The following is a 13224-nucleotide window of genomic DNA, read 5'->3' as shown; positions in this document are numbered from 1 at the left end:
GGCATCCACGCCGGTTGCCAGCCGCGGACACCTTCAGGCCGGGCCGAGATCGCTCAACAAGACCAGCGCTAGCAGCCCGCCTCCTTCGCGGTTCCGCAACACGATCTCGGCGCCCAGCGTGGTGGCCAGCTGCCGCACGATCGACAAGCCGAGCCCGGTGCCGCCGGTATCGCGGTTGCGCGACGTTTCCAGACGCACGAAGGGCTCGAACACCGCCGCCAGTTCTTCCTCCGGAATGCCGGGCCCGCGGTCCAGCACGCCGATCGCCACCCGGCCGCCGTCGGCGCGGGCCACTTCCACCTCGGCCGCGCCGCCGAATTTCAACGCGTTGTCGACGAGGTTGCCCAGGATGCGCTTCAACGCCTGCGGCTTCGTGACGAGCGGCATGCCGATCGTGCCGCGCAGGGTCACCGCCTGCCCGGCATCGATGTAGTCGCACACCAGGCTGTCGATCAGCGCATCCGGGTCGATCCGGCATGCTTCTTCCTGCGCGCCGTGCAGTGTCTTCGCGTAGGCGATGCCTTCCTTCACCAGCGTTTCCAGCTCGCGCAAGTCCTGCCGCAAGCGGTCCTGGTCCGCGCTGTCGTCCATCATGTCCACGCGCATCCGCATCCGCGTGATCGGCGTCTGCAGGTCATGCGAGATCGCCGCGAGGATGCGGATCCGTTCGGCCACGTACAGCGCGATGCGCTCCTGCATCGCATTGAACGCGCGTGCCGCGCGCGCCACCTCGGACGGCCCGTCTTCCGGCAGCCGGGTGGCCTGCAGCTCGGGCCCCAGCCCGTCGGCGGCCTGCGCCAGCTGGTGCAAGGGGCGCGTCGCCAGGCGCACCGCGAACCAGCAGCACAAGCCCAGCAGGATCAGCTGCATCGCCAGCAGCGCGGGCAGCCAGCCGGACAGCGGCGCGCCGGCCATCGGCCGCATGTCGATCGTCAGCGGCATGCCGTCCGACAGTGCCAGGTGCACCTGGAAACGTTCGGCATCGCCCGGCACCGCATTCACGGTGAGCGCATAGCGCTTGCCGATGCCGTCCGTGATCGCGGTTGCGAAGCGTTGCGACAGTTCCGCATCCGGCGTCACGCCGGTAATGCCGGGCCCGAGGATGAAGCGGTAGCTGCGCCGCGCGAGCTGCGGCAGCCAGCGTTCCCGCTCGGCCCCCGGCAGGTGGTCGAGCAGCGCCACCGACGTCACCACTTCCCGCTCCACATAGCCGGTCATGATGTCCAGGGTGGCGCGGTCACGCTCCATCATCGTCAGCCAGCTCGACAGCCCCTGCGCCGCGGCCAGGCCCAGGCACAGGATCAGCGTGATGCGCGCGAACAGGCTGCGCGGGACCGGGAAGGTCACGGCGGGTCCGCCAGCAGCGTCACGGCGGACGAGAACACATAGCCCTCGTTGCGCAGCGTCTTGATGTAGCGCGGTTCGCGCGCGCCGTCGCCCAGGCGCTGGCGCAGGCGGCTCACCAGCAGGTCGATCGAGCGGTCGTAGATGTCCGCGTTCTTGCCCTGCGTGAGGTTCATCAGCTGGTCGCGCGTCAGCACGCGCTGCGGATGGTCGAGGAACACCCGCAGCAGCCGGTACTCGGCGCCGGACAGCGCCACCATCGTGCCCTGCTCGTCGAGCAGGTGCCGGTGCGTGGTGTCGAGCCGCCATTCGCCGAAGCCCAGCATCTGCGCGCTTTCCGTCACCTGGATGTTCGGCGGCAGCATGCGCGTGCGGCGCAGCACCGCGCGGATGCGGGCCAGCAGCTCGCGCACGCCGAACGGCTTGGCAAGGTAGTCGTCGGCGCCCATCTCCAGGCCGATGATGCGGTCCACCTCGTCGCCGCGCGCGGTCAGCATCAGCACGGGCACGTTGCGGTGCTTGCCGGCGCGCAGCTCGCGGCACAGCGCCAGGCCATCCTCGCCCGGCAGCATCAGGTCCAGCACGATCAGGTCCGGCGTGGCGGCTTCCAGCGCGGCGCGCATCTGGCGGCCGTTCGCCGCCGCCGTCGTTCGCATGCCTTCCTTTTCCAGGTAGGTGGCAAGCAGTTCGCGGATACCGCGGTCGTCATCGACGATCAATACATGGTCGGAATCGTTCATCGCATCATCTTAGCAAACGGCGTTTCACTTGTACTGTCACCAAAGGACAGGGTCCCGGGTAATGCAGCTCGCCGGCGATGCCCGCGCCGGCAAACAGCAGGGCCGCCAACAGGCGCCTGAACCGCGCGACCGGCCCCGCGGCCGGCTTCATTCGTTTCGTCATGTGCAGCCTCCATGGCTGCTTTATAGCCGACCGGGAAGCGGCCTTTGTATGCCAATGTATCCGGCCCGCTTGCGGACATGTGGCGTTTCACTTCTCCCCGTCGCGCGACACATCGCGGATACGTGGCGGCGGTCCAATGGACCCATCGCCACTCACTGGAAATCCGCCATGAACCACCTCGAAGCACCGCTGGCCCTGGCCGCCGGCGTATTCACCGTCGCCTCGCCCTGCATCCTGCCCGTGCTGCCGATCCTGTTCGGCAGCGCCGCCGGGGCATCGGGCCGCAACCGGCCCTTCATGACGATGGCCGGCTTCATCGTCACCTTCACCGCGTTCGGCCTGCTGCTGGGCGCGGCGTCGAGCGCTGTGCACGTGGCCCAGGAAACGCTGCGCAACGCCTCCCTGCTGCTGCTCGGCGGCTTCGGCCTGCTGCGCATCTGGAGCAGGCCGTACGACTGGCTGATGGCGAAGCTGCCCGCGTTCCCCCTGCCGTCATTCCGGGACTCGGCCAGCGGTGGCTTCCTGCTGGGCGCCTCGCTGGGCGCGGTGTGGACACCGTGCGCCGGCCCCGTGCTGGCCTCGATCCTGGTGCTGGTGGCTGGCGCGCAGGATATCGCGCGCTCGGCCTGGCTGCTGTTCCTGTACGCGGTCGGCGCCGCCGTGCCGATGCTGGCGATCCTGCTGGGCGGCCAGGCCGTCACCGGGCGGGTGCGCCTGCTGGCCCGCCACAGCGCCCGGCTGCAGCAGGTGTTCGGCGTGCTGATCGTCGCCACCGCGCTGGCCATGTACCTGCAATACGACGTGCTGATCTATGCCAAGGCCGCCGACTACTTCCCCGATTTCTTCTGAGCTGAAAGGACCCTGAACATGCGTACCATCGTCAACTTCGTCAACGCCGGCGTCGCCGCGGCCCTCGCGGCCACCCTCGCCATCGCCCTGCCCGGCACCAGCGCGGCCGCCGCGCCCCTTCCCGCCTCCGCACCCGCGAAGGCGCCCGACTTCGCCGGCATCGAGCAATGGCACAACAGCGCGCCGCTGACGATGCAGCAGTTGCGCGGCAAGGTGGTGCTGGTCGATTTCTGGACCTACACCTGCATCAACTGCATCCGCACGCTGCCGCACGTCACGGAATGGCACCGCAAGTACAAGGACCAGGGGCTCGTCGTGGTCGGCGTGCACACGCCCGAGTTCCCGTTCGAGCGCAGCGCCAGCAACGTGAAGAAAGCCATCGGCCGCTTCGACATCACCTACCCGGTCGCGCAGGACAACCGCTACGCCACCTGGAATGCCTACAGCAACCAGTACTGGCCGGCCGTCTACCTGATCGACAAGAAAGGGCAAGTGGTCTACACGCACTTCGGCGAAGGCGCCTACGCCAGGACCGAAGCCACCATCCGCGCGTTGCTGGCCGAGAAGCCCTGACCGTTCGCGGGTAGCCGCGATACCGGCCGCGCTGCCCATCCTCTCACGCCGGACAAGGAAAGAAAGACACCATGAGCCAGATCGACAAAGTCCTGTACACCGGCCGAACCACCACTACCGGGGGGCGCAACGGCACCGCCCGCAGCGACGACGGCCGCCTCGACATCCTCCTCGCGCCGCCCGGCGCCGCCGGCAACGGCACCAACCCCGAGCAGCTGTTCGCCGCCGGCTGGTCCGCCTGCTTCATCGGCGCCATGGGACTTGCCGCGGCCCAGCTGAAAGTGGCGCTGCCGAAGGACACAGGCGTACACGCCGAGGTGGACCTCGGCACGGGCACCGGCGGCTACTTCCTGCAGGCGCGGCTGTCCATCAGCCTGCCCGGCCTGCCACGCGACACCGCCCAGGCCATCGTCGACAATGCCCACGCGAATTGCCCGTACTCGAAAGCCACGCGCGGCAACATCGGCGTCACGCTGGCTTTGCTGTGAGCAAAAGTTTCCTGCAACCGGGGTCAGACCCCGGTTTCAGGAAACATCCGGGCCTTGCCAGCAGCGATCGGCGCACACTGCCCCGTGCAGCTCGAAGACAGCGACGCCCCAGGAATTAACCTTCTTTAAGGATGCGTGACACAAAATTTCCAAAAATCGGGGTCTGACCCCGGTTGATGGAAACATGCCGGCAAAAAAAAAGCCGGCATCGCTGCCGGCTCCCTGGTGTACGACAGGGGCTTACCTGCCCTGCGCGTTCTGCTTTGCCCGCTCCGCTTCGGCCGCCTTCTTCGCGGCTTCGTCGGCTTCGCGCTTGGCGCGCTTGGCGGCGCGTTCGGCCTGCTTTTCGGCGACGCGCTTCTGGCGCTCGGCGGCGTCGACCTGCTTTTGCTCGTATGCCTCGACCTTGCGGGCGCGCTCGCCCGCTTCGGCCGCCGCTTCCGTGGCACGCTGCTTTTCGCGGGCGGCGTGCTCGGCCTGCCGCTGGGCGGGAAGCTTGCCGGCCGGTTGCGGACGGGGCTTGTCGGCAGGGTCGGCATGCGGGGCCGGCGGGTTGGCGGCGCGTGAAGCTTCCTCGGCGGCGTCGCGCTCGTTGCGGTCGTGCAGTTCACGGTCGCGCAACTCGACGGCGCTCTTGCGCTTGAAATAGTTCGCGTCGATCTCGCGCGTGCGCAGGTCGGCCAGCCGCTCGCGGCGCTGTTCCTTGGCCTTGTCCAGGCAGTTATTGACGAAGAATTTGGTGTAGCACACCTGCTCGCTCTCGGCGTAGCTTGCCTCCGCCGCGGCGCGCTCCCTGGCCACCTCCGCCAGGATCGCATCGGCCTGCTCGACCGACCGTACCTGTGTCGGCGCATCCGCCTGCGCCAGCGCGCCACCGGCCAGCAACAGGCCGCCCATCCACATCCAAGCTTTCAAGTGCATTGCCATCATTTCGATCCGTAGATTCCCGCTGCAGGTCAGGTCAGTGCCGCGGCACCGCCACGCTGCGCCTTTTCCATGTACTCGCGCGACTGCATCTCGACGATGCGCGACACGGTGCGGTGGAATTCGTTGGCCAGCATGCCCGAGGTGTACAGCTCTTCCGGCTCCACCTCGGCGGACATGATCAGCTTCACGCCCTGGTCATAGAACACGTCGATCAGCCAGGTGAAGCGGCGCGCTTCGGACGACTGGCCGGCCGACATCATCGGCACACCGGACAATATCACGGTATGGAACCGGCTGGCGATCTCCAGGTAGTCGTTCTGCGAGCGGGGGCCGCCGCACAGCGTCTGGAAATCGAACCAGATCACGGTACCGGCGCGGCGCAGCGCATGCAGTTCGCGCCCCTCGACCGACACGTGCGAATCTTCTTCCTGCGTATCGGCCAGCCTGGTGAACGCCTCGCGCAGCTTGGCATCGGTGGCCGCGTTCAGCGGCATGTAGTACGCCTGCACCTGTTCCAGCGCGCGCCCGCGGTAGTCCACGCCGGCATCGACGTTCATCACGTCCATGCGATCCTTCAGCAGCGCGATGGTGGGCAGGATGCGGTCGCGGTGCAGGCCGTCCGGGTACAGGGTCGACGGCTCGTAGTTCGAGGTCATGATGAACGACACGCCATTGTCGTACAGCGCCTTCATCAGGTTGTACAGGATCATCGCATCGGCCACGTCGGAGACGTGGAATTCGTCGAAGCAGATCAGCCGGTACTTTTTCGCGATCCGTTTCGCCACCTCGTCGAGCGGGTCGGCGATACCCATCAGCTCGTCGAGCTGGATGTGCACGGCGCGCATGAATTCATGGAAGTGCAGGCGCGTCTTGCGCACCACCGGCACCACCGAATAGAACGAATCCATCAGGAACGATTTGCCGCGGCCCACGCCGCCCCACATGTACACGCCGCGCGGCACGTCGGGACGGTTGATCAGGCGCTTGAAGCTGTTCGAGCGCTGCGCCTTGTATTCCACCCATTCGTCGTAGCATTGCTGCAGCCGTTCCACGGCGCGGCGCTGGGCTTCATCGGGCTTGAAGTTGCGCTGTTCCAGCGCGTGCTGGTAAAACTCGAGGACGTTCATGACAGATTCGGTTCGTACAAAAACACCGGGCCGACAGTGGTGGGTCGATCAACGACCCAGCACGGCCGGCCCGGAGGATATCTAAGACAGGCTTAGAAGTTCAGCGTGCGCTTGTCGACGGCCAGTGCCGCTTCCTTGGTGGCTTCCGACAGCGACGGGTGCGCGTGGCAGATACGGGCGATGTCCTCGGCCGAAGCCTTGAACTCCATCGCCACCACGGCTTCGGAAATCAGCTCGGACGCCATCGGGCCCACGATGTGCACGCCCAGGATCTCGTCGGTGGTTGCATCGGCCAGGAACTTCACCATGCCCGAGGTATCGCCCAGTGCGCGCGCGCGGCCGTTGGCCAGGAACGGGAAGGTACCGGCCTTGTACGCGGTGCCGGCCGCCTTCAGCTGCTGCTCGGTCTTGCCGACCCACGCGATTTCAGGCGACGTGTAGATCACCCATGGAATCGTGTCGAAGTTGGTGTGGCCATGCTGGCCGGCGATACGCTCGGCCACGGCAACGCCCTCTTCTTCCGCCTTGTGCGCCAGCATCGGGCCACGCACCACGTCGCCGATCGCCCATACGTTCGGCAGGTTGGTCTTGCACTCGTCGTCCACGGCGATGAAGCCGCGTTCGTCCAGCGCCAGGCCGGCCTTGTCGGCAGCCAGGCCATTCGTGTTCGGGGTACGGCCGATCGAGACGATCAGCTTGTCGAACATGGCTTCCTGGGCGGCGCCCGACGCGTCCGCGTACTTCACGGTCACGTTGTTCTCGCCCGCGGTCACGGAGTCCACCTTCACGCCCAGGCTGATCTTCAGGCCCTGCTTGGTGAACATCTTGTGCGCTTCCTTGGCGATCTGCTCGTCCACGGCGCCCAGGAAGGTCGGCAGGCCTTCCAGCACGGTCACGTCGGAACCCAGGCGGCGCCACACGGAACCCATTTCCAGGCCGATCACGCCGGCGCCGATCACGCCCAGCTTGGCCGGCACTTCCTCGATGGCCAGCGCGCCCGTGTTCGACAGGATCAGCTTTTCATCGAACGGTGCGCCCGGCAGTGCGCGCGCGTTGGAACCGGTCGCCACGATCACCTGCTTGCCGGTGATGGTCTCGGTAGTCGGGCCGGAGATCTCGATCGGATAGCCCTCGGCACCGGCTGCGCCGCCGAATGCGCCGCGGCCGTGGAAGAAGGTCACCTTGTTTTTCTTGAACAGGTACAGGATGCCGTCGTTGTTCTGCTTCACGACGCCGTTCTTGCGCTTGAGCATCTGGCCCAGGTTCAGCGCCAGGCCGGACACTTCGATGCCGTGCTCCTTGAACGCGTGGCCGGCATGCTCGAAGTGCTCGGACGATTGCAGCAGTGCCTTGGACGGAATGCAGCCGACGTTGGTGCAGGTGCCGCCCGGTGCCGGGCCGCCTTTTTCATTGGCCCATTCATCGATACATGCCACCGAAAAGCCCAGCTGCGCCGCGCGGATTGCCGCGATATAGCCGCCGGGGCCGGCACCGATCACCACTACGTCGAATTGTTTAGTACTCATGTCATTTTCCAATTATGTCGCCGCCGGGAAGAGGTTCTTCCTCCGGGACGAATATCCACAACAGAATGTAAATCACCAGCCCGAAGCCGAACGAGATCGTGAACAGCACGAACACGAGGCGCCAGATCCATGCATCGACACCGGAAGCGCGTCCCAGCCCGCCGCACACGCCGCCCAGCCAGCGGTTGACGCGCGAGCGCCGCAGCCTGGAAAACTCGCTGGCCAGGTCGCCGTCGCCGGCCGGCTGGCCGGGCGCGCCGTCCAGCAGCCGTTCCTTGGCACGCGCGAATTCCGCGTCGGTCAGCGCACCGGCCTGGTGGAGTTCGTGCAGGCGGCGGATTTCGTCGGAGATGGTCATTGTCGGCTCCCAAGGTGCGACGTTGGCTGCCGAGGTCTCGGGGCCTGCCCCCGGGTACCTGGGGACTGCCTCCGGTTTTGCCAATGCCTCGTTAGCGTCGGCATGAAAACCGGTGTCCGACACCTGAAGGTGTCCGACACCGGCTCCGTCCAGCCGCGAGGCCGAACGGACGCCGGTGATTTACCTACTCTTCGATACCGATTACAGGTCCAGCAGCAGGCGCGCCGGATCTTCCAGCGCTTCCTTCATCGCCACCAGGCCCAGCACGGCTTCGCGGCCGTCGATGATACGGTGGTCGTACGACATCGCCAGGTAGTTCATCGGGCGGATCACGATCTGGCCATCCTCCACCACGGCGCGGTCCTTGGTCGCGTGCACGCCCAGGATCGCCGACTGCGGCGGGTTGATGATCGGGGTCGACAGCATGGAGCCGAAGGTACCGCCGTTCGAGATCGAGAACGTGCCGCCGGTCAGGTCGTCCAGCGTCAGCTTGCCTTCCTTGGCTTTCTGGCCGAATTCGCCGATCTTCTTCTCGATCTCGGCGATCGTCATCTGGTCGGCGTTGCGCAGGATCGGCACCACCAGGCCGCGCGGCGAGCCGACGGCGATACCGATGTCGAAGTAGCCGTGGTAGACGATGTCGTTACCGTCGACCGAAGCGTTCAGGATCGGGTACTTCTTCAGGGCGGCCACGGCGGCCTTGACGAAGAACGACATGAAGCCCAGCTTGACGCCGTGCTCTTTCTCGAACTTGTCCTTGTACTTGTTGCGCAGGTCCATCACCGGCTTCATGTTCACCTCGTTGAAGGTGGTCAGGATGGCGTTGGTGGATTGCGATTCGACCAGGCGCTCGGCGATACGGGCGCGCAGGCGGCTCATCGGCACGCGCTCTTCCGGACGGTCGCCCAGGTTCAGGCTGACCGGTGCGGCGATCTTCTGCAGCGCGGGCTTGGCGGCGGCTGGCGCGGCGGCCGGTGCCGGCGCGGCGGCAGGCTTGGCGGAAGCGGCCAGGGCATCGCCCTTGGTCACGCGGCCATCCTTGCCGGAGCCGGACACGTCGGTCGCGGACAGGCCTTTTTCGGACAGGATCTTGGCGGCGGCCGGCATGGCCACGTCGCCTTTCGCGCCACCGGTGGCGGGCGCAGCGGCTGCGGCGGGCGCCGGGGTCGGTGCGGCTTCGGCGGCGACCGGTGCGGCGGAAACAGGGATCGGCGATACCTTGGCAGTGGCTTCGGTGTCGATGATGGCGATCACTTGGTCGGCCACCACGGTGGCGCCGTCGTTCTGAATGATCTGCACGATCACGCCGGCGCTTGGTGCCGGCAGTTCCAGGACCACTTTGTCGGTTTCGATGTCGATCAGGTTTTCATCGCGTGCAACGGTGTCGCCGACGCGCTTGTGCCAGGCCAGCAGGGTCGCTTCGGCGACGGATTCCGACAGCTGAGGAACTTTGACTTCGATTTGTGCCATGTTGTTGTTACTCCGTGAATTCGATAGATGCGTTGCTGCCGCGCGGCCCTCGAAGGGCCGCGCGGCGTACTGTGCTTACTTGGTCAGGATGAAGCCCTTCAGCTTCGAGAACGCCGTTTCCAGCAGTTCTTTCTGCTGGGCGTAGTGCTTGTCGTAGTAGCCGACAGCCGGCGACGCGGAGGCTGGGCGGCCGGCGTACGCCAGGCGCTGGCCCGCTTCCATGGACTCGAAGATGTTGTGCTGGATCTGGAACCATGGACCCTGGTTCTGCGGCTCGTCCTGCGCCCACACCACTTCGGTCAGTGCCGGGAACTTCTTCAGTTCGGCGGCGAACGCCTTGTGCGGGAACGGGTACAGCTGTTCGACACGGATGATGGCCGTATCGGTCTGGCCGCGGGTCTTGCGGGCATTGGCCAGGTCGTAATACACCTTGCCGGAGCAGGCGATCACGCGCTTGACCTTCTTCGCATCGATCTTGTCGTCGGTCTCGCCGATCACGGTCTGGAACGCACCCTTGGCCAGGTCGGACAGCGGCGAACCGGCATCCTTGTTGCGCAGCAGCGATTTCGGGGTCATCACGACCAGCGGCTTGCGGAACTGGCGCACCATCTGGCGGCGCAGCAGGTGGAAGATCTGCGCGGCCGTGGTCGGCTGCACCACCTGCATGTTGTTCTCTGCGCACAGCTGCAGGAAGCGCTCAGGGCGGGCGGACGAGTGTTCCGGACCCTGGCCTTCGTAGCCGTGCGGCAGCAGCATCACCAGGCCGGAGGCGCGGCCCCACTTCACTTCGCCGGAGCTGATGAACTGGTCGATCACCACCTGGGCACCGTTGACGAAGTCGCCGAACTGGGCTTCCCAGATCGTCAGCGTGTTCGGCTCGGCGGTCGAGTAGCCGTATTCGAAGCCCAGCACCGCTTCTTCCGACAGCACGGAGTCGATGACGGTGAACGGTGCCTGGTTTTCGGAGATGTTCTGCAGCGGCACGTAGGTGCCGGCATCCCAGCGCTCGCGGTTCTGGTCGTGCAGCACGGCGTGGCGGTGCGTGAACGTGCCGCGGCCGGCATCCTGGCCGGTCAGGCGCACGGCGTAGCCGGACGATACCAGCGACGCGTAGGCCAGGTGTTCGCCCATGCCCCAGTCCAGGTTCAGTTCACCTTTACCCATGTTGGCGCGGTCGGCCAGCACTTTTTCCACCAGCGAGTGCACCTTGAAGCCTTCCGGCACCGTGGTGATGCGGCCGGCCAGGCGCTTCAGTTCCGTCAGCGGCACGGCGGTGTCGGCCGCGTCGGTCCACTTGCGGTTCAGGAACGGCAGCCAGTCGACGGCGAACTTGTTCTTGAAGTTCGAGATGACCGGATCGACGGTGTGCTTGCCGGCGTCCATCGCATTGCGGTACGCGGCCACCATCTGGTCGCCGCCGTCGGCCGGGATCACGCCCTGGGCCGCCAGCTTGTCGGCGTACAGGCGGCGGGTGCCAGGGTGTTGCGCGATCTTCTTGTACATCAGCGGCTGCGTCAGCGCCGGGGTATCCTGCTCGTTGTGACCCAGCTTGCGGTAGCAGATAATGTCGACGACGATGTCTTTCTGGAACTGCGCGCGGTAGTCCAGCGCGATCTGCGAAGCCAGCACGACCGCTTCAGGATCGTCCGCGTTCACGTGCAGCACCGGTGCCTCGATCATCTTCACGACGTCGGAGCAATAGATCGTCGAACGCGCGTCGCGCGGGTCGGACGTGGTGAAGCCGATCTGGTTGTTGATCACGATGTGCACCGTGCCGCCCGTGCCGTAGCCGCGGGTCTGCGCCAGGTTCAGCGTTTCCATCACCACGCCCTGGCCGGCGAATGCCGCGTCGCCGTGCACCAGGATCGGCAGCACTTGCGCGCCTTGCGTATCGCCGCGGCGGTCCATGCGCGCCTTGACGGAACCTTCGACCACCGGGTTGACGATTTCCAGGTGCGACGGGTTGAACGCCAGCGACAGGTGGACCGGGCCACCGGCGGTGGAGATGTCCGACGAGAAGCCCTGGTGGTATTTCACGTCGCCGGCCGGCAGGTCGTCGCCATGCTTGCCTTCGAATTCTTCGAACAGGTCCTTCGGTGCCTTGCCCAGGGTGTTGACCAGCACGTTCAGGCGGCCGCGGTGGGCCATGCCGATGACGATTTCCTGCACGCCCTTTTCGCCGGCGCGCTGGATGATCTCATCCATCGAGGCGATGAACGTTTCGCCGCCTTCCAGCGAGAAGCGTTTCTGGCCCACGTACTTGGTGTGCAGGTAGCGCTCGAGGCCTTCGGCGGCCGTCAGGCGTTCCAGGATGTGCTTTTTCTTTTCGGCCGTGAAGTTCGGCGTCGAGCGGATCGACTCCAGGCGCTCCTGCAGCCAGCGCTTCTCGGCCGGGTCGGAAATGTACATGAACTCCGCGCCGATCGAACGGGTGTACGTTTCGCGCAGGTAGTTCAGCAGGTCGCGCAGCGATGCGGTTTCCGGACCGAAATAGGTGTTGCTGATGTTGAACACGGTGTCCATGTCCGCGTCGGTGAAACCGTACGAGGTCGGATCCAGTTCCGGGATCGCCGGGCGCTCCTGGCGCTGCAGCGGATCGAGGTTGGCCCAGCGAGAGCCCAGGTAGCGGTAGGCTGCGATCAGCTGGGTGGCGGCCACGCGCTTGCGGCCCATCTCGGCGTCCGCCGTCGCGGTCACGGTGCGGATCGGGCCGGCTTTCGCACGCTCGGCGAACGAAGCGATCACGGAGGAGTGGTTGACGTCGGGTTTGTTCGAGCCGTCGACGGCAGGCACGTGCTGCATCGCGTCGAAATAAGCGCGCCAATTGTCGGGCACGGAGCCCGGGTTTTCCAGGTACGCTTCGTAGAGTTCCTCTACGTACGGCGCATTCCCACCAAACAGGTAGGAGTTGGACGTCTGTTGCTGCATCATTCTTGCTCACCTTTCTTCGCGCTTCGCGAGTATGGGGCGGGTTATACAAACCTTCCGCGACACGGCCTGACCGGTTAGCGGATCGCACATCAAGTTGTGGGGGAAGGACCTCTTTGGTTGCCCGAAAGACAATTTACTTCCAAGCTTCCAGAAATAGCCACTTAGGATAGCACGCTGCCTTGAGATGCAACAACCACCATTGAGTTAATTGGACACTTCTTTCCGGGGGAAACCCGCGGCTTCGGGCCGGCTCCGGTAGACATCCCTTTCTAGATCATTTATTCTACTTCCGGATCCCCCAGGAAGACCGCCATGAGCACGCCCCACACCAAGCAGCCCCGCCCCACCCCCGCCGAACTGGAGATGCTGCGCCTGCTGTATGCGCTGGGCCCGGCCACGGCGAAGCAGGTGCACGCGGCGGCCCTCGATGGCCGTCCCGAGCTGACCTATGCCAACGTGCTGCGGCTGCTCCAGGTCATGCACGGCAAGGGCCTCGTCACACGCGACGAGAGTGCGCGTGCCCATGTGTACGCGCCCGCCGAGGAACAGGATCGCCTGCAGACCCACCTGCTGAAGGACCTGATCCAGAAGGCGTTTGCCGGCTCCGGCAAGGCGCTGGTACTGGCGGCGCTGCGCGGCGGCCACGTCTCGGCCCGCGAGCGCGCCGAGATTTCCGCGCTGCTGGACGAAGAGCGGCTTCCAGACTGAAACTCTTGCTCATCCATGCG

General features: G+C 65.8%; 12 protein-coding genes. 4 read left to right on the top strand and 8 right to left on the bottom strand.

Annotated elements, in window-relative coordinates; all coding sequences use genetic code 11:
- Window positions 1-33: 33 nt before the first annotated feature.
- Together EYF70_RS06015 and EYF70_RS06010 are read right to left on the bottom strand one after the other, a co-directional pair.
- Window positions 34-1347, bottom strand: coding sequence for an ATP-binding protein (locus EYF70_RS06015; RefSeq protein WP_229420722.1), 1314 nt, complete (start codon window positions 1345-1347; stop codon window positions 34-36).
- Entirely contained in the window at window positions 1344-2084 is a 741-nt protein-coding gene (locus EYF70_RS06010) for a response regulator (RefSeq protein ID WP_131144596.1), read from the bottom strand. Before EYF70_RS06010 ends, EYF70_RS06015 begins: the two co-directional genes overlap by 4 nt.
- A 331-nt stretch (window positions 2085-2415) precedes the next feature.
- Between EYF70_RS06010 and EYF70_RS06005 the strand changes: the two genes are divergently transcribed.
- The 3 genes from EYF70_RS06005 (at window position 2416) to EYF70_RS05995 (ending at window position 4157) form a co-directional block, all read left to right on the top strand.
- Entirely contained in the window at window positions 2416-3096 is a 681-nt protein-coding gene (locus tag EYF70_RS06005; protein ID WP_131144595.1) for a cytochrome c biogenesis CcdA family protein, read from the top strand.
- An 18-nt stretch (window positions 3097-3114) separates the two neighbouring features.
- Complete coding sequence (locus EYF70_RS06000; protein ID WP_131144594.1) at window positions 3115-3669, top strand: thioredoxin family protein; 555 nt, start codon at window positions 3115-3117, stop codon at window positions 3667-3669.
- Between the two features lie 71 nt (window positions 3670-3740).
- Window positions 3741-4157, top strand: coding sequence for an organic hydroperoxide resistance protein (locus tag EYF70_RS05995; protein WP_131144593.1), 417 nt, complete (start codon window positions 3741-3743; stop codon window positions 4155-4157).
- Between the two features lie 240 nt (window positions 4158-4397).
- Here the strand turns inward: EYF70_RS05995 and EYF70_RS05990 are convergent, their stop codons facing one another.
- The 6 genes from EYF70_RS05990 to EYF70_RS05965 form a co-directional block, all read right to left on the bottom strand.
- Window positions 4398-5078 carry a hypothetical protein gene (locus tag EYF70_RS05990; RefSeq protein ID WP_131144592.1) on the bottom strand — a complete coding sequence of 227 codons (681 nt, stop codon included), beginning with the start codon at window positions 5076-5078 and terminating at the stop codon, window positions 4398-4400.
- 35 nt (window positions 5079-5113) lie between these two features.
- Complete coding sequence (gene zapE / locus EYF70_RS05985) at window positions 5114-6211, bottom strand: cell division protein ZapE (RefSeq protein WP_131144591.1); 1098 nt, start codon at window positions 6209-6211, stop codon at window positions 5114-5116.
- Window positions 6212-6303: 92 nt separating this feature from the next.
- Window positions 6304-7737, bottom strand: coding sequence for a dihydrolipoyl dehydrogenase (gene lpdA, locus EYF70_RS05980; RefSeq protein ID WP_131144590.1), 1434 nt, complete (start codon window positions 7735-7737; stop codon window positions 6304-6306).
- A 1-nt stretch (window position 7738) separates the two neighbouring features.
- On the bottom strand, window positions 7739-8095 hold the full coding sequence (locus tag EYF70_RS05975) for a PspC domain-containing protein (protein WP_131144589.1): 357 nt from the start codon (window positions 8093-8095) through the stop codon (window positions 7739-7741).
- A 201-nt stretch (window positions 8096-8296) separates the two neighbouring features.
- Entirely contained in the window at window positions 8297-9565 is a 1269-nt protein-coding gene (odhB, locus tag EYF70_RS05970) for a 2-oxoglutarate dehydrogenase complex dihydrolipoyllysine-residue succinyltransferase (protein WP_131144588.1), read from the bottom strand.
- Between the two features lie 75 nt (window positions 9566-9640).
- On the bottom strand, window positions 9641-12496 hold the full coding sequence (locus tag EYF70_RS05965; protein WP_131144587.1) for a 2-oxoglutarate dehydrogenase E1 component: 2856 nt from the start codon (window positions 12494-12496) through the stop codon (window positions 9641-9643).
- Between the two features lie 312 nt (window positions 12497-12808).
- Here EYF70_RS05965 and EYF70_RS05960 point away from each other — a divergent pair, with 312 nt between their 5' ends.
- Window positions 12809-13204 carry a BlaI/MecI/CopY family transcriptional regulator gene (locus tag EYF70_RS05960; protein WP_131144586.1) on the top strand — a complete coding sequence of 132 codons (396 nt, stop codon included), beginning with the start codon at window positions 12809-12811 and terminating at the stop codon, window positions 13202-13204.
- Window positions 13205-13224: the final 20 nt, after the last annotated feature.

It is taken from the genome of Pseudoduganella albidiflava, from assembly GCF_004322755.1.
GTDB classification, from domain to species: Bacteria; Pseudomonadota; Gammaproteobacteria; order Burkholderiales; family Burkholderiaceae_D; genus Rugamonas; species Rugamonas albidiflava.
The sequence above is the reverse complement of the archived record's forward strand: the minus strand, read 5'-3'. Positions and strand labels throughout refer to the sequence as shown.